This is a genomic window from Oscillatoria sp. FACHB-1407, assembly GCF_014697545.1.
GTDB lineage: Bacteria > Cyanobacteriota > Cyanobacteriia > Elainellales > Elainellaceae > FACHB-1407.
The window spans coordinates 35120-51345 of the sequence record NZ_JACJSA010000032.1 but is presented as its reverse complement, the minus strand read 5'-3'; the positions used below and the strand labels follow the sequence as shown (position 1 = coordinate 51345).

General features: G+C 48.5%; 17 protein-coding genes and 1 pseudogene. 10 read left to right on the top strand and 8 right to left on the bottom strand.

The features are described 5' to 3' along the window. Nucleotides 1-301 precede the first annotated feature (301 nt). The 10 genes and pseudogenes from H6G89_RS31590 to H6G89_RS31545 all read left to right on the top strand — a co-directional run bounded on the left by H6G89_RS31590 (nt 302) and on the right by H6G89_RS31545 (nt 10609). Entirely contained in the window at nt 302-496 is a 195-nt protein-coding gene (locus H6G89_RS31590) for a heavy-metal-associated domain-containing protein (protein ID WP_190513984.1), read from the top strand. A gap of 9 nt (nt 497-505) precedes the next feature. Next, a complete protein-coding gene (locus H6G89_RS31585) occupies nt 506-2764 on the top strand; it encodes a heavy metal translocating P-type ATPase (protein WP_190513983.1) in 2259 nt (752 codons plus the stop codon). Between the two features lie 180 nt (nt 2765-2944). Continuing rightward, nucleotides 2945-3889, top strand: coding sequence for a cupredoxin domain-containing protein (locus H6G89_RS31580; protein ID WP_190513982.1), 945 nt, complete (start codon nt 2945-2947; stop codon nt 3887-3889). After that, nucleotides 3849-4010 (top strand): annotated as a pseudogene (locus H6G89_RS36510) (hypothetical protein); the annotation flags it as partial. The gene H6G89_RS31580 and the pseudogene H6G89_RS36510, both read left to right, overlap by 41 nt. Nucleotides 4011-4133: 123 nt before the next feature. Beyond that, nucleotides 4134-4757, top strand: a complete 624-nt coding sequence (locus tag H6G89_RS31570; RefSeq protein WP_190513980.1) for an FMN-dependent NADH-azoreductase — start codon at nt 4134-4136, stop codon at nt 4755-4757. A gap of 32 nt (nt 4758-4789) precedes the next feature. Next, on the top strand, nt 4790-4969 hold the full coding sequence (locus tag H6G89_RS31565; protein WP_190513979.1) for a hypothetical protein: 180 nt from the start codon (nt 4790-4792) through the stop codon (nt 4967-4969). A gap of 179 nt (nt 4970-5148) precedes the next feature. After that, nucleotides 5149-5562, top strand: a complete 414-nt coding sequence (locus H6G89_RS31560) for a heavy metal-responsive transcriptional regulator (RefSeq protein ID WP_190513978.1) — start codon at nt 5149-5151, stop codon at nt 5560-5562. A gap of 240 nt (nt 5563-5802) precedes the next feature. Next, nucleotides 5803-6165, top strand: a complete 363-nt coding sequence (locus H6G89_RS31555) for a hypothetical protein (protein WP_190513977.1) — start codon at nt 5803-5805, stop codon at nt 6163-6165. Between the two features lie 3 nt (nt 6166-6168). After that, a complete protein-coding gene (locus H6G89_RS31550) occupies nt 6169-7455 on the top strand; it encodes an efflux RND transporter periplasmic adaptor subunit (RefSeq protein WP_190513976.1) in 1287 nt (428 codons plus the stop codon). 4 nt (nt 7456-7459) lie between these two features. Beyond that, complete coding sequence (locus H6G89_RS31545) at nt 7460-10609, top strand: efflux RND transporter permease subunit (RefSeq protein WP_190513975.1); 3150 nt, start codon at nt 7460-7462, stop codon at nt 10607-10609. A 324-nt stretch (nt 10610-10933) separates the two neighbouring features. On the opposite strand, the gene H6G89_RS31540 is transcribed toward H6G89_RS31545, so the two are convergent. From H6G89_RS31540 to H6G89_RS31510, 8 genes are all read right to left on the bottom strand, one after another. Beyond that, nucleotides 10934-11119, bottom strand: coding sequence for a hypothetical protein (locus tag H6G89_RS31540; RefSeq protein ID WP_190513974.1), 186 nt, complete (start codon nt 11117-11119; stop codon nt 10934-10936). After that, complete coding sequence (locus tag H6G89_RS31535) at nt 11104-11841, bottom strand: carbon-nitrogen hydrolase family protein (protein WP_190513973.1); 738 nt, start codon at nt 11839-11841, stop codon at nt 11104-11106. Before H6G89_RS31535 ends, H6G89_RS31540 begins: the two co-directional genes overlap by 16 nt. Before the next feature lie 324 nt (nt 11842-12165). Then, the gene (locus H6G89_RS34675) at nt 12166-12615 is read right to left on the bottom strand and encodes an IS1 family transposase (protein WP_199337048.1); all 450 of its coding nucleotides are present in this window, start codon (nt 12613-12615) and stop codon (nt 12166-12168) included. Between the two features lie 16 nt (nt 12616-12631). After that, the gene (locus H6G89_RS34670) at nt 12632-12910 is read right to left on the bottom strand and encodes an IS1 family transposase (protein WP_199337047.1); all 279 of its coding nucleotides are present in this window, start codon (nt 12908-12910) and stop codon (nt 12632-12634) included. A 74-nt stretch (nt 12911-12984) separates the two neighbouring features. After that, entirely contained in the window at nt 12985-13806 is an 822-nt protein-coding gene (locus H6G89_RS31525; protein WP_190513972.1) for an alpha/beta fold hydrolase, read from the bottom strand. A 158-nt stretch (nt 13807-13964) separates the two neighbouring features. Then, on the bottom strand, nt 13965-14660 hold the full coding sequence (locus tag H6G89_RS31520) for a dienelactone hydrolase family protein (RefSeq protein WP_190513971.1): 696 nt from the start codon (nt 14658-14660) through the stop codon (nt 13965-13967). Nucleotides 14661-14751: 91 nt separating this feature from the next. Further along, entirely contained in the window at nt 14752-15315 is a 564-nt protein-coding gene (locus H6G89_RS31515) for an isochorismatase family protein (protein WP_199337046.1), read from the bottom strand. Nucleotides 15316-15448: 133 nt separating this feature from the next. Next, nucleotides 15449-16198, bottom strand: a complete 750-nt coding sequence (locus tag H6G89_RS31510) for an SDR family oxidoreductase (protein WP_190513970.1) — start codon at nt 16196-16198, stop codon at nt 15449-15451. Nucleotides 16199-16226 lie beyond the last annotated feature (28 nt).

Here is a 16226-nt window from a genome sequence, read left to right as displayed (position 1 = left end):
AAGTTTACGATATATTTCTTCTGGCTCATACACCCTCCAGTCTTTGAGTCAGTTTATCAGTACCCGCTAAACTAGGCAAAGTTCCTTTGGTGGACTACTAGCGCGTATTATCAATTGAGCTAGATGACAGAAGCGGTCAAGTAACAGAATTTTAGCCCTGGTTGATCTAGCAATAGACCCCAGGGTTTGTTCGTTTCTAAATAAGTTGAATGGATTCACTTAATTTTTTCTACTGCCCCTTGACTCTCCAGTCGGCTAGACACTCCAACATAGAGTCATAGCGAATTCAGAGATTTCAATCATGACTCTTCAACTCACAGTTCCCAACATGGCTTGCTCAGCTTGCAGCGACACGATTACCAAAGCAATTCAGGCGATCGACCCTACTGCTACGGTTCAAGCAGACACCAAAACAAAACAGGTCAACGTCGAAACGCAAGCCGCAGAGACAGCCATCAAACAAGCCATTGTCGATGCTGGCTATACCATCGCATAGGAGGTTTACATGGAAAACACAACCTTAAAACTGAGAGGCATGAGTTGCGCCTCCTGTGCCAACAACATTGAAGAAGCAATTCGTTCTGTTCCTGGGGTTGAAGCGTGCAGCGTCAACTTTGGAGCGGAACAAGCCGCAGTCTCCTACGATCCAAGCAAAACAGATGTTGCGACGATCCAGGAAGCAGTGGATGAAGCAGGTTATTCGGCTCTGCCCATTCAGGATGATGTGCTGGCTCCTGAAGATGATGCTGAACGGCGAGAACGTCAGGCTGAGAATCAAAAATTAACCCGTCGTGTATGGGTGAGTGGTGTAATCAGTGCTGTTCTGGTGATTGGTTCGCTGCCTGCGATGACGGGCTTACCCATTCCCTTCATTCCCATGTGGCTGCACGATCCCTGGCTTCAGCTTATCCTCACGGCTCCAATTCTGTTCTGGGCAGGGAGTAGCTTCTTTATCAATGCCTGGAAAGCTTTGAAACGCCATACTGCTACGATGGATACCCTGGTCGCCGTTGGAACAGGAACCGCCTATCTATACTCCCTCTTCCCCACCTTGAATCCTCAGTGGTTCATAGCTCAAGGACTTCGACCGGATGTTTACTTTGAAGCGGCTGCGGTCATCATTGCATTGCTTCTACTCGGACGATTGCTGGAAAACCGTGCCAAAGGACAAACCTCAGAAGCGATTCGTAAGCTGATGGGATTGCAGGCAAAGACGGCACGAGTCATTCGCAATGGTCGAGAGGTGGATGTTCCGCTCGCCGAAGTGGTTCTCGGAGATATCATCCTCGTTCGCCCTGGTGAAAAAATTCCGGTGGATGGTGAAATTGTGGAAGGCTCTTCCACGATCGATGAGGCAATGGTGACGGGTGAAAGCCTACCTGTGAAAAAGCAACCGGGTGATGAAGTGATCGGAGCTACGATCAATAAAACAGGTAGTTTCCAGTTCCGGGCAACGCGAGTCGGGAAAGATACGTTCCTCGCCCAAATCGTTAAACTCGTGCAGCAAGCCCAAGGCTCAAAAGCTCCGATTCAACGACTTGCTGACCAAGTAACAGGATGGTTCGTACCTGCGGTGATTGCGATCGCCATTCTCACGTTCATTCTCTGGTTTAACATCATGGGGAATGTGACGATGGCATTGATTACCACCGTTGGCGTGCTGATTATTGCCTGCCCCTGTGCGCTCGGTTTAGCGACTCCTACGTCCATCATGGTCGGCACTGGAAAAGGCGCAGAGAATGGCATTCTGATCAAAGGTGCAGAAAGCCTGGAGTTAGCCCATAAACTGCAAACGATCGTTCTGGATAAAACAGGCACGATCACCCAGGGCAAACCCACAGTGACGGATTACGTCACTGTGAATGGAACAGCCAACAGCAACGAACTCAAACTGTTGCGTCTAGCGGCATCGGTGGAACGCAACTCTGAACACCCTTTAGCAGAAGCAGTGGTGCAATATGCTCAGGCTCAAGGAGCAGAGTTAGCCAATGTACAGGCGTTTGAGGCAATCGCCGGAAGTGGTGTTCAAGGCTATGTTGCTGACCACTGGATTCAAATCGGTACACACCGTTGGATGAATGAATTAGGTATTGATACCAGTGCTTTACAACAACAGTGGGACAAGCTGGAATATCTGGGTAAGACTGTCATCTGGATTGCAGTGGATGGAAAAGCAGAGGGCATTATGGGCATTGCTGATGCCGTGAAACCCTCCTCTGTCAACGCCATTCGCACTTTGCAAAAGATGGGCTTAGAAGTCGTGATGCTCACAGGCGACAATCAACGAACTGCCAATGTCATCGCCCATGAAGTCGGAATCCAACGAGTCTTTGCGGAAGTTCGCCCGGATCAAAAAGCAGCAACCGTTGAACGTATCCAGTCGGAAAGCAAAGTGGTGGCAATGGTGGGGGATGGCATTAATGATGCCCCTGCGCTAGCTCAAGCGGATGTCGGAATTGCGATTGGAACGGGAACGGATGTGGCGATCGCTGCCAGTGACATCACACTCATCTCTGGTGACTTGCAAGGGATTGTGACAGCGATTCAACTCAGTCGTGCCACGATTCGCAACATCAAGCAAAACCTGTTCTTCGCGTTCATTTACAACGTAGCTGGCATCCCGATCGCCGCAGGCATTCTCTATCCCATCTTTGGCTGGTTGCTCAGTCCAATCATTGCGGGTGCAGCAATGGCGTTTAGTTCGGTTTCAGTGGTGACGAATGCGTTACGGTTACGCAACTTTAAGCCTGCCAGTGTTCGCTAATGGGTGATGGGTAATTGGTAATCAGAGTCCGATCTATTGCCCATTACCATCACCAATCACCTCATTCCAGGAAATCATCATGTTTACTCACATCACATTTTTCAGCACATTAGCAGGAATTGGATTTTTACTTGGCGTGATTTCAGGAACTATCTTCGGAGTTGTATAGGAGAAATTCAAATGTTCAAGCAGTCTGCAATGCTCGGAAGTCTCACAGCATTCGGTATTTTGTTAGGAATCACATCTGGGGAAGCATTCGCTCAAACACCCCACGACGAACATCACATGGAACAAACGAAACAAACTGGAGAGTTTCAACGAATTGACCAACCGCTATGGCTGAAAGGAACCGTAACGGCTGGAGGGTTGGGGTTAATTGGCTTAGAGCTTTGGTGGTTTCTATTGAGCAAGCCAAAATCGCGGAAAGCTTCAACGCAAGGGGGCATTCAAGAGGTTACGGTTACGGTTGACGGCGGTTATGAGCCGAGTCAAATTGTGGTGCAAGCAGGGCAACCTGTACGGTTGAATTTCGATCGCAAAGATCCCAGCAGTTGCTTAGAAGAGATCAGATTTCCTGATTTCCGAATCGCGCAAGATCTACCACTCAATCAAGTAACCGCGATCGACTTCACACCGGACAAACCTGGAAGGTACGAGTTCACCTGCGGCATGAATATGTTCCGAGGTGTAGTCGAAGTCCAAGCCGGAGATCGAACAGCAACCGTTGCCACTGTCCCTGAAACCACTCCTTCGGTTGCTTCAATCCATCATCCTGCTGAACCTACCATCAGTCCAGCAACTAGCACTGAAGCAAACATGACACCTACAGGTATTCAAGAAGCAACGGTCACGGTTGCTAAAGGTTATCAACCCAAAAGAGTTATCGTTGAAGCAGGACATCCGGTTCGCTTGCAGTTCGATCGCCAAAATCCAAGCCACTGCTACGACCAGTTGCTGATTCCAGACTTTGCGATCGCCGTTAACCTTGAACCCGAAACCACGACGGTTGAGTTTACACCAGAGCAACCGGGCGAATATGAGTTTATGTGTGGCATGAAGATGAATCGCGGGGTGATTGAAGTTCATGCACCTCAGCACCTTAATCCTGAGAAGGCAGTCGCTTAAATCTGATACAAACACACAGAGACTAAGGTGTGTTACCTGCTATTCGTATCAAACACCAACAAAAACTGACATTGATCAGTTTGGTTGGTTTGGTGTTCCAACTCATCCGCTCAATTTCTCTAGAGTCTTCGCGATTACTGTGTTAATTGTGGCGATCGCTCTGACTCAACTCGATCGTCAACATTCCAAGTAGATCCGGTTCACAACCAGTTTTGTACTTAGTCATCCTCATTGGAGAAGTGCCATGCAACTGTTAGAAATTCAGTCCAGTGTTCGTCAAGATCGTTCCGTTTCTCGTCCCCTTGCTTCCAAGTTCATTTACCAGTGGCAGTCGTTTCATCCTGAAGCTCAGCACCAATTGCGAGATTTAGGACAACAGCCGCCTGCCCTGATCACCTCTGACTGGGTTGCAGCCAACCTAACACCAGCACCTGACCAAACGGAAGAGACAAAGGCATTGCTAGCGGAATCAGACACCTTAATTGCCGAACTGTTTGCAGCCGACCGCATTGTACTTGGGGTTCCCATGTATAACTTCGGAATTCCCGCCCATCTCAAAGCCTACTTTGACAATATTATTCGCGTGGGTCGAACCGTCGAATATAACCGCGATACTGCATCCTTTAATGGTTTACTCACCGGAAAGAAATCTCTCATTATCAGTTCCCGTGCTGGCAGCTATGCCCCCGGAACACCAGCAGGCGCAATGGATTTTTGTGTGCCCTACCTCCAGTTCATCTTGAATTTCCTGGGCATTCGGGATGTGGAATATGTTGAAGTTCCCTATCAGGGAATGGGAGGCGAGATGCAGCAACAAGCAACCGAGACTGCGATCGCCCGTTTGATGGAGTTAGCCAAGACCTGGTAATGAATAGTCCAACCCATTTTAGGAGTGAGCCGATGAATAACCTACTTTCTCAAACTCAACAATGGCAACCTGCTTTGCATCTACAGGGCGATCGCAAAATTCTCGCACTGCTATTAGTTCAACTGGAGGAAACAGAAGAGCAAATCGACAGTTTAGAACAATTCCGTACAGCCCTGCTGAATAGAATCACCCGTATTCAGGGGAACCAATGATGAAAGTTTTGTTGCCGCAGCGACCGAAGCGATTGGTCGTCTACTCGTTCGTCAGTTGCTGGATGCTGGATACGATGTCTTTGCCTTATTAAACTCTTGGAGCAGAATACATCAATAGGGCTTGACTTTCTAGCTAACTGGAGGGTTTAGGATCAAACTATCGCATTGGTGAGGTTGCCATGTTAGCTCAAGAAACCTTGAAACGCATTGGTTCAGTCGCGAAAGAGAGTGGTCTACCCATCAAAACCATTCGCTACTATGACGAGTTGGGTTTGCTGAAAACCTTTGGTCGCACGGAAGGTAATTATCGGTTGTTTAGTTCAGATGTTTTTGGTCGCTTGCGGTTCATCAAACGTGCTCAAAGTCTTGGTTTAACGCTGCTAGAGATTAGAGAGTTTTTGAATGTCCGTGACCAAGGTGATTTACCCTGCAACCATATCAAGGTGAAGCTAGAAGATAAGCTGCAAGATATTGAACAGCAAATTCAACAGCTACACGTTCTGAGACAAGAACTGAGTGGTCTTTTGTCAGGTTGGGAAAGTATTCCTGAACATCCTGAAGAAACAATTTGTCCAATACTTGAACGAATTTAAATCGTTTCATATAGCAATCCTAAATGAGTTGAGGGAGGTGACGCAGGCTAAGCCTGCGTCACCTCCCTCAACTCATTTCATAACTGATTGAAGACTGTCATAGATTTTTTGTTATTTCTATTGACTCTCCAGTTAGCCGGAGAATCTACGCTGAATTTCAGTGAAAGGGAGAGTCCAATCACTGCTGAACTCCAATTTCACACTACAGAATTTCAACATTTAAATACTGGAGATTCCCCAATGACAATTGTTCCCAGTCCACATTCTGATCCGTTTCAAACTCGTCAGGCACAAGAATGGATACCTTCTAACAATTCTGATGGCTTTCGACTCCGATTTGAGGACGCTAATCAATGGTTAAATCAGGCAGCAAGAGCGATCGCCCATGCCCTGATAGGCAGTTCAGAGCCATTCATTTGGCAGAAGACCGATCGCAACGGCAATACCTGGTGGGTGATTGATGATCCGCTGACGGGAACTCGCTTTCATGCCCTATCTGAAGAAGAAGTTCGTGCCTGGATTGATCAGCATTACTATGCTCAACCCAAGTCCGTTGAAAGTATGTCTGATTATGTCAATCCACTTTTGATTGAGCGGTGGTAAACCATGAAATCATCTGAACTTTCAATGTCTGCTCAGAATGCTGCTCAACCCCTGCCAAAGCGAGCAGGATGGAAAGTGCCCTTCTGGTTACTCCTTATGATGTTGCTATTGGGTGGTGGCGGATTTGCCTGGTGGCGTGGGCTGGCTTCAGTGGATCAATCCACTGCAACGGCGCAACAGCCTCCGATGCCTGTGCAAACCATCACATTACAGGCAGAAACAATTGAGGAGCGGTCAGAATTTGTCGCTAATCTGCAATCTCGCCGTTCTGTCACACTACGTCCCCGCACTCAAGGTCAAATTACCCGCATTCTCGTAACTCCCGGACAACGGGTAGGGGCTGGGGCAGTGTTGATTCAAATCGATCCGTCTGAACAGCAAGCGGTAGTCAACAGTGCCTATGCGAGTGTGGCTTCAGCACAGGCGAATGTGGATAATGCCAATGCGGTGTTGCGATCGCTGCAAGCAGAGCGGTTATCCAAAGTTGCAGAGATGGAATTGAGCCAGGTTGAACACGATCGCTATGCATCACTTGCCCGTGAAGGAGCGGTTTCTGCCCAAACGCGAGATCAATACGCCAGTCGGTTGGAGGTTGCCAGAGCCAGCCTACAAGCCATTGATCAACAGATTCAGGCGCAACGCGCATCTGTGGTTCGGGCAGAGAAAGCCGTTCAAGAGGCACAGGCACGCATTCAAGAACAGCAGGTACAGCTTCAGTACTTCCAGATTACAGCTCCGTTTGCAGGTGTGGTGGGCGACATTCCTGTGAAGATAGGAGATTTTGTGGATACGTCTACATCGCTGCTCACCATTGCAGAAAATGATCAACTTGAAGTCAATTTTTCAGTTCCAGCGGAACAGGCATCACGTCTTCGGATGGGTAGTTCAGTTGATGTGACAGACGGGCAGGGAAATCGTTTAGGAACGAGTCAGATCGTCTTCATTGCCCCCAATACGGCTGGTGCAACTCAGTCTGTTTTGGTAAAAGCTCTGCTTAATAACACCAATGGACAACTGCGAACCGATCAGTTTGTCAGAACCAGTGTTGTCCAAAATCAACGAACTGGAGTGCAAGTGCCCACGACTGCGATCGCCCGTTTAGGTGGAGAAACCTTTGTGTTTGTAGCTGAACCCTCAGAAACCGGATTTGTGGCGCGGCAACGATTAGTAGAACTGGGCGGCATTGAGGACAACGAATACCAAGCCCTGAGCGGATTGGAGCCAGGAGAGAAGGTAATTACGTCCAATCTATTTGCATTGAGAGAAGGAATGGCGATCGCGCTGGAGTAGTTTTATGTTTGTCAATTTTTTCATCAAGAAACCCGTCTTTGCGATCGTTTGTGCCCTGGTCATTCTCATTGTTGGGCTGATCAGCATTCCAGCGTTACCAATTGAGCAGTACCCTGATATTAGTCCACCGCAAATTGTGGTGAGTGCAAACTATGTCGGTGCTAGTGCTCAAGTCGTTGAAGATACTGTGACTACCGTATTAGAGCGGCAAATTAATGGGGTGGAAGGGATGCGCTACATCAGTTCCACCAGCAGTAACGATGGCACCAGTCGGATTGTGATCACGTTTCAGCAAGGGTATGACCTGAATGTAGCGAACTCGGATGTACAGAATCGAGTGCTGCAAGCGGAACCTCAGTTACCCGAAGTTGTGCAACAAACAGGGGTGACGGTTTCTAAACAATCCAGTGCGATCGTTCTGGCAATGGCACTTTACAGCGAAGATGACCGCTACGACGACACCTTTATTAGCAACTATGCGGATTTGTATGTCTTAGATTCCCTGCGGCGTATTCCAGGTGTGGGTCAGGTTGTTGCATTTGGCGATCGCCGTTATGCCATGCGAATTTGGCTTGATCCCCAACAGTTAGCCAGCCGTAGCCTGACCGCTCAGGATGTGATTACTGCCCTGAACCAACAAAATTTACAGTTAGGGATTGGCAGTATTGGACAACCCCCTACCCCCGATGGACAACTGTATCAAATCGACTTACAAACCGATGGTCGCTTGAAAGAAGCCAGTGAGTTTGAAAACCTGATCCTCAACGCCAATTCGGATGGAACCACCGTCAAGCTAAAAGATGTCGGACGGGCTGAATTAGGAGCCGAAAACTACAGTACGTTTGCCAGCTACAAAGGACATGTCGCCGTTGGCTACCAGATTCTCCAAATTCCGGGTAGTAATGCTTTGGAGATTGCGAAAGCCGTCAAAGCAGAGATGCAGGAACTGGCACAAAACTTTCCACCGAGTTTAACCTACGAGATTCCCTACGATTCCTCTCGCTTTGTTGAAGCCTCCTTTCAAGAAGTTGTGATCACGCTTTTCCAATCCGTCGGTTTGGTGATTCTAGTCATCTTCATTTTTCTGCAAGACTGGCGAACAACTATCATTCCTGCTGTAACTATTCCTGTGTCATTGATTGGTACATTTGCCTTCGTCAAACTGTTTGATTTTTCGCTCAATAGTCTCACGTTGTTTGGTCTAACACTGGCAACAGGAATGGTAGTGGATGATGCAATTGTGGTTGCAGAAGATGTAACTCGATTGATTCAAGAGAAGGGCTTAAGTCCCATTCGAGCCACCGCAGAAGCGATGCGAGAGTTATTTAGCTCAGTCATTGCCAGTGGAATTGTACTGATGGCAGTCTTCATTCCCGTAGGCTTCTTGCCGGGAACAGCAGGACAACTCTACAAGCAATTTGCTCTAACCATTACCTTCTCGATCGCCATCTCTACATTCAATGCCTTAACCCTCACCCCCGCCCTGTCTGCACTCCTATTACGGGAACAGGAAAGACCCCATGGCATTCTCGGTTGGTTAGCCAAGCGAATCAATGGGTTTCTCAACTGGCTACGACGGAGGTATCAGCGATCGCTCCAAATTCTCACCCGATTTAAACAAGTGGTGATGCTGCTGTTCATTGCCTCACTGGTGTTGACAGTAGGGCTTTATCTGAAAGTCCCCAAAGCATTTCTGCCACAGGAAGACCAGGGATACTTTATCAACCTGATTCAGGCATCCGATGGCGCATCCCTCAACTACACGCGGCAGATTGTTACCCAGGCAGAGCAAATCTTACTCCAAGAGCCAGAGATTCAAGGCACGTTTGCGATGGGCGGCGTTGGCTTTAGCGGCAATACGCCCAATCGAGGATTAATGTTTGCTCCACTCAAACCCTGGAATGAACGGCAATCGCCAGAACAATCCGTCTCTGCGATCTTGAGCCGGGTACAGGGACCGTTGATGGGCATTCCCGAAGCGCCAGTCCTAGCAGTCAATCCTCCCACCATTCCCAGCCTGGGCAGTACGGGAGGGTTTGTCTTTCAGTTGCAGGATCGGGGCGACCGGAGCAACAGCGACATCAGCACGCTCGATCACATCAAGATGGAACTGCTGACTCGTGCCAACCAAGCCCCTGGATTACAGGGAGTCTTTAGCACCTACACCGCTAATGCCCCGCAGTTACAAATTGAGGTCGATCGCAATAAAGCAGAAGCCCTCCAGGTGCCCGTTGAGGAAATCTACAGTACATTACAAGCCTACATTGGTTCCCGCTATGTCAATGATTTCAACGCCTTTGGTCGCACCTATCGGGTTTATGTCCAGGCAGACCAGCAGTTTCGCTCCAATCCAGAAGATATCGGTCAGTTGTATGTGCGATCGCACCAGGGAGAAATGATTCCCCTCAGCAATCTGGTGACAATCACATCCACCACAGGACCGCAAACCATTAACCACTACAATCTGCATCGGGCCATTGAAATTAACGGGGCTGCGGCTCCCGGCTATAGTTCTGGGCAAGCGATCAAACTCATGGAGCAACTGGCGGCTGAGGTCATTCCTGCCAACATGGGATTTGAGTGGTCTGGGATTTCGTTAGAAGAATTGGAATCTGGTGGGAAAGCCCCCCTCATCTTTGGCTTAGGGGTGTTCTTCGTCTTCCTCGTTCTCGCGGCTCAATACAACAACTTTGTTGATCCGCTGATCATCATGCTGTCCGTTCCTTTAGCCGTATTAGGTGCATTATCGGTGCAATGGATGCGTGGGTTGTATAACGACATTTATTGTCAAGTTGGTTTATTGATGCTGGTTGGACTCGCCAGCAAAAACTCGATCCTCATGGTGGAATTTGCCAACCAGTTGCGATCGCAAGGGCTACCCCTCACCAAAGCCATTATTGAAGCCTCTCAAGATCGTTTGCGTCCCATTCTGATGACTGCGATCGCCGCTTTATTAGGTGCTTACCCAATGCTGTTTCCCACCGGAGCAGGTTCAGCCAGTCGTCTATCTTTAGGCACCGCCGTCTTTGGGGGCACCTTTGTCACTACATTTCTGAGCCTATTTGTTGTGCCAGTTCTCTACATTGTGATTGGCAAAATTCGAGAGCGATGGATGCGATCGCACTCAATTCATGTTGTCGATGAGAAGATTTAACAGGCTTGACTCTCTAGCCAACTAGACACTTTAGGATGACAACAAGCGTTAAAACACTGGCTGCGGAGAAAGCCAACGAACTCTAAAGCTTTTCAACTAACAATCACTCAAGGGTAAAAATGAATCGGTTTATCACTGCGATCGCTCCTCCTCTCAAACGTGCTCTGAGATCTGCTCATCACCCTCACTTCCACTGCCCAGAACAACTCAGGCGATCGCTCCTCCACCCCAAAAGACCGTAAAGGCACAGGCTGTTAAGGTACACAGGGCAACAGAGGGAGTCATCTGCAATGCCCTTCCCCAAGCGATCGCCCCCTTCACTCCTCAAAACGGCACCTCATCACACCACAACTGGGTCTTGCGGCTCATCTGCTCTAATCGTTGAGCCTGGCTCTCCTCAGTCCCCTCACCCTCCAATGGCGGCAACATCAGAGGGTAGTGATCTCCCTCAAAACAGAACTCCGCTCCCACCAGTTCGGTTGCAGTTCTCAGGGCTACAGTGTCATGCATCGCAGGCAGGCTGCTTGGTTGCTAATCGTATCCATCATTACTATCCCCTCCGATTCGCTATCCATCTGCACGAGCAATTCTCCTTGCTTGTTCCAGACAGCCGACTGTCCACCGCTAACAAAGTTATCGCATGGTCCGATGCAATTAGCCATGAGCACGTACATCTTGTGCTGTCGAGCGATCGCAGCATAATGCAGCATGGCTTTAGCCATTCCGCCCGCAGGTTTGGCTACACTCGCCAGATAAACGTCTGCGCCTAGATTGGCAGCGTGATCGGCGTGACTTTGCTGGAGTGATTCGTAGCAGATTGCTGGAGCAAATATGTGGGTAGCTGTTCTGAGTATAAGTTGCTTATCACCCTGCACGAAGAAAGAGATCTCGTCAGGGTGCAACTGCTGCTTTGCATAGGTCTGACGAGGTGCGTTTGGTGTAAACCAAATCATGCCGATCTGCACCTGAGATCCTGTCGAGATGGGTAAGCCTACTCCGATTATAATATTGTGTCTATCACTACACTGCTGAAATATGTCGAGGCAGGGAGCACTCTTGCTGGATGCGAATGACTTGGCAAGGTGCGGTTCGTAACCTGTAAGAGATAACTCTGAAAAGAAAATCAAGTCAGCATCTTGGGTAACGGCAAGCTCAATGAATTCTAAATGCTTCGCCATGTTCGACACGATGTTACCTGAAACAGGGCGGAACTGGACGGCACTAATTTTCATTGTGTGAGCCTCAAATTCATGTTTGGAAGTGTTAGTTGAGTCTGCTAACGATCACGTTCAGCGGATGCAAGCAACGTTAAGAGAAACACTAGAAATTTCATTCCGCTGCCTCGACCCGATTAGGTTTCATCTATCATCAATCATTGTTCCTTTTTACAGATCATAGCCCTATCTCTCGTAAAGCCATTCACTTCTATGTAAACTACATATCCGAATCGCCAAACCGATAACTTTTTCGGCGTTGCATAATGAGAATATGAAGTCAGGGTGAGATCAATGCAATGTCCTGAATGTGGCTGGTAGTGTTCTAGATCTGTGGATCACTCAAATAGTTCGCCCAAACTCATATCGGTTGATAAACAATCCAATCACAATGTCATGTAACTGAATCGATTTGGAAAAACAAATCGTTTTACGCGCTAATCGCTTAATCCGTGTCCTCAACGTCAAATGCTTGCGTTCAATCTTCTGTGTGTTTGCTTTACCGACCGTGTGGTGATGTGAGTCAAGCAATCGTAAATAAGCACCCCATGCATCGGTATAAAAGTGAGTTAACCCAAACGGTTGCAACAACGCTTTGAGCTTCAGTAAAGCACTATCTTCATGCGGTGCTAACACGTAAGCCAACATCTTGCCACTTCGATGGTCAAGGGCAGACCACAACCAACGTTGTTGTTCTTTAAACCCCACAAAGCTCCACATTTCATCCATTTCAACCTCATCCACCCTCACCACCATGACCGCTTCTAAGCCGTTCTCCACTTGCTCCAACACCGGTTGATTGACTGATTCAAGAGACCATTCTTTTTTTTAATTCTTCAATCACTGTTGTTGGGCTAACGTTAAGCACCCGTGCAGTATCTCGAATGCCACTCCCGTTCACTGCCATGTCGCTAATCTTGCGCTTAACCTCTGGTAAATGTCCTTGATAGGTGTATTGCAATAGAAACGTAGAACGTGGGCAATCACGGTTGCGGCACTTATATCGTTGTTTGCCTTCAGGTGATTTTCCATGTTTGACGATGTTGGTGTTATTACAACTGGGGCAGTGAATCGGCTCTAAAACCATGGGTAGGATGAGGGTAATTAGACTATCTCTAATTTTGTCTCAGATCCACAGCTTTGAAACATTACCCACACGTTTTACTGAGCGATCGCCGCGTGTTCAATAATTTCAGTAACGGCATCTGGATGAGAAACCATCACCACATGTGACGCACCACTCACAGCAACCGTCTCCTTTGAGTTAGTACGGTTTGCCATGAAAGCCTGTGCGGCAGCGGGAATGTTTAAGTCGCGATCGCCATAGATAAACCAGGACGGGATAGACTTCCATGCAGGCGCACCAGAGGCTTCGTTCAACGCGGCTTCTGTGACTGGACGCTGTGTGCTCGCCATCAACTGCGCTTCACTGGCGGGCACATCTGCGGCAAACTGGGCATGGAACTTGTCCTGCTGAATGTAGAGATCCTTGCCACCATCAGGCAACTCGACGGGCGGCGCGAGTGTTGGTCCGAGTGTGCCTCCGGGATAACGCCCTGAGAGTTCAGCGGCAGTCTCGCCTGTATCAGGCGCAAAACCGGCAACGTAGACCAGTGCCTTCACGTTGCTGTTGTCATTGACCGCATTGGTAATCACCGCACCTCCATAGGAGTGCCCAACCAGCACAATGGCACCTTCGATACCCTTGAGGACGCTGGCGACGTAGTCTGCATCACTTTGAACTCCACGCAGAGGATTCGCGACAGCAACCGTTGGATACCCTTTCGGAATCAGTTGAGACAATACACCGTTCCAACTGGAAGACTCAGCAAAAGCGCCATGGACAAGGACGATGGTGGGCTTGATATCTTGTGCGCTTGCAGGATTCATGGTGGCTCCTAAAGAAGTGATAATCGTGGTTCCTAAAAAGAGTGTGACGAGCAGAAGCAGGCGTATCCCGTTTTTGAGGGTAAATTGGTTCATAACGTGCTCTCCTTTGTGTTTGTTGATCTCATTGAATGTCGAAGCGATAATTTCCTCACTGATGCGATCGCATACAATGCCCTTTGCAAACTAGTCCGTCAGTTTATCAAGGGTGATATCGCTCTAACTCCCTCGATTAAAAGCGAAACAAAATTTCCCTATTTGAGGTGTGACTTGAAGAAGTCAGCGGTTCTACCGTTAGCCAGGGTGGCTGCATCCTTGTCGTAGTTGATGCCACGGTGTCGAGTAAAGGCATGCTTACAACCTGGATAGGTAAATACCTGAGTAGACGCATTGTCCTTCAGGGCTTCGATGATGTCTTTTTGAGCCTCTTTGGAGATGTACTCATCTTCTTCTCCTAAATGAACCAGCAGTGGATTCCTGATGTTGGTGGCTTCGTCCAGGTGCTTTTCCATGCTGCCACCATAGTAGACAACGGAAGCATCGGCACCCTTGTGTGCTGTTGTGATAAAGGTCATCAGACCGCCAAGGCAGTAGCCCATTAATCCAACTTTTCCGTTGGCACCGGGCAGCGATCGCGCCATCTCCATTGTTAAAGCAATGTCTGTGACACCAGCGTCATAATCAAAAGCTGTATAGAGAGCAAAGCCCTTTTTCCATTCAGCCTCGGATTGGTCTGTCATATCAACGCCTGGTTCCATTCGCCAGAACAAGTCTGGACTCACGGCGATATATCCTTGCGAAGCAAGTTCGTGACAGGTGTCTCGGATGTCAGCATTGACACCAAAGATCTCCTGAATGACAACAATCGCTGGTGCTGGCAGGTCATCTGGGCGAACCACATAGGATTGAAAACTGCCGTCCTGGGTATCCAGGGTTATGTATTGGTTCATAGTTTTTTCTAGAGAGCATTATGTGGTTAAAGACGATGTTCTGCTCAGTTCTCGATCCATTCACAATGAGATGGAGTACCTAGATTTAGCGTTACGCCATCGCTTTTACAGCTTCATTCGTAGACAAGACAGCATTGGCAAGATATCCGAAATTGATCAGTGCTGCCTTGTAGCCATCGCCCAGATCTGGATGTTGCGGAGCAGCCGTAGCATCCTTAACGATGAGTACCTCAAATCCCTGTTCGATCAAGTCGCGCAGGTGAGCTTCCACACAAATATTGGCTAACATCCCCAGCAGAATAACTTTGCTGATGTTGCGCTTCCGCAGTTGCAAAACGAGGTCATTGCTTTGCGGTCCATACGCTTTATGGGGACTAACCACAATCGTCTTGCCGTCCTCAATGAAAGGCTTGTAGCGATCGAGCCAGTCTGCGCCCGATCTTAAGAAACCATCCAGGCTCAACGCACCCTTGCGATCGAACTCTCTGGACTCCAACATCATGCGCTCTACGGTTCCGGCAAAGTTCCATCCATAGTCGGTGGGGTAGTAATAGTGGGGGGAGATAAAAACCTCAAATCCATGCTGCTTCGCGGCTTTGAAGATATGCTCGATGTTCTCAACGGTTCTATTCTCCTTAACACTGTTACTGACCAAGTGCCAGGAAACCCCTTTTCGTTCAGAACATCATTCTGTGGATCGATAATGACGACTGCGGTGTCATTCTTGTTGATCTTCATTGTTTTTCTCTTGGTTGTTAATTGCTCTTTGCGATCGCCTTTCGGGCACCTCAAATCTGTGCCATACCGCCATCAACAAACAGTTCGATGCCGTTCACAAAGCTGCTATCGTCTGATGCGAGAAAAACAACAGCCTTGGCTATCTCATCGGGTGTGCCGACTCGTCCTAAAGGGATGTTGGCAGCTTGGCTATCTATGAACTCCTGCACCTGCTCATCACTTAATCCCAGGTGATCGTACCCGGGAGTTGGAACCACACCAGGGCTAATGGCATTCACCCGAATCTTGCGCTCTTTCAGGTCGAGTGTCCAATTCCGGGCAAACGATCGCACAGCGGCTTTGGTGGCACTATAAACGCTGAAAGCTGAAGTACCCACGGTAGAAGCAGTGGAGGCGTTCAAAATGATAGAAGCACTCTCTGGCAGCAGCGGTAATGCCTTCTGCACAGTGAATAGCAGACCTTTGACGTTTGTGTTGAATGTTTTATCAAAGTGTTCTTCGGTGATGGCTCCGAGCGGAGCAATTTCTCCACTGCCAGCATTGGCAAAGATCACATCGAGATTTCCTTGCTTCTGCTCGATTGTGGCAAAGAGGCGATCGAGGTCTTCCAGATTGGAAACATCACTTTGAATGCCCGTGACGTTTTTTTCAATCTCTCTTATGGCAGCATCGAGTTCAGGCTGGCGACGACCCGTGATAAAAACATACGCGCCTTCGGCAACAAAGCGTTTGGCAGTAGCCAGACCAATGCCACTCGTGCCACCCGTAACAAGAGCGACCTTTCCTTCTAGTTTTTGCATGATGGTAAATCCTTATTTGATGAACGCT

Bases quoted from the DNA above. Each gene is read 5' to 3' on its own strand.
- H6G89_RS31590 (WP_190513984.1), top strand. From the start codon at position 302: ATGACTCTTCAACTCACAGTTCCCAACATGGCTTGCTCAGCTTGCAGC.
- H6G89_RS31585 (WP_190513983.1), top strand. From the start codon at position 506: ATGGAAAACACAACCTTAAAACTGAGAGGCATGAGTTGCGCCTCCTGT.
- H6G89_RS31580 (WP_190513982.1), top strand. From the start codon at position 2,945: ATGTTCAAGCAGTCTGCAATGCTCGGAAGTCTCACAGCATTCGGTATT.
- H6G89_RS31570 (WP_190513980.1), top strand. From the start codon at position 4,134: ATGCAACTGTTAGAAATTCAGTCCAGTGTTCGTCAAGATCGTTCCGTT.
- H6G89_RS31565 (WP_190513979.1), top strand. From the start codon at position 4,790: ATGAATAACCTACTTTCTCAAACTCAACAATGGCAACCTGCTTTGCAT.
- H6G89_RS31560 (WP_190513978.1), top strand. From the start codon at position 5,149: ATGTTAGCTCAAGAAACCTTGAAACGCATTGGTTCAGTCGCGAAAGAG.
- H6G89_RS31555 (WP_190513977.1), top strand. From the start codon at position 5,803: ATGACAATTGTTCCCAGTCCACATTCTGATCCGTTTCAAACTCGTCAG.
- H6G89_RS31550 (WP_190513976.1), top strand. From the start codon at position 6,169: ATGAAATCATCTGAACTTTCAATGTCTGCTCAGAATGCTGCTCAACCC.
- H6G89_RS31545 (WP_190513975.1), top strand. From the start codon at position 7,460: ATGTTTGTCAATTTTTTCATCAAGAAACCCGTCTTTGCGATCGTTTGT.
- H6G89_RS31540 (WP_190513974.1), bottom strand. From the start codon at position 11,119: ATGCATGACACTGTAGCCCTGAGAACTGCAACCGAACTGGTGGGAGCG.
- H6G89_RS31535 (WP_190513973.1), bottom strand. From the start codon at position 11,841: ATGAAAATTAGTGCCGTCCAGTTCCGCCCTGTTTCAGGTAACATCGTG.
- H6G89_RS34670 (WP_199337047.1), bottom strand. From the start codon at position 12,910: ATGGTTTTAGAGCCGATTCACTGCCCCAGTTGTAATAACACCAACATC.
- H6G89_RS31525 (WP_190513972.1), bottom strand. From the start codon at position 13,806: ATGAACCAATTTACCCTCAAAAACGGGATACGCCTGCTTCTGCTCGTC.
- H6G89_RS31520 (WP_190513971.1), bottom strand. From the start codon at position 14,660: ATGAACCAATACATAACCCTGGATACCCAGGACGGCAGTTTTCAATCC.
- H6G89_RS31510 (WP_190513970.1), bottom strand. From the start codon at position 16,198: ATGCAAAAACTAGAAGGAAAGGTCGCTCTTGTTACGGGTGGCACGAGT.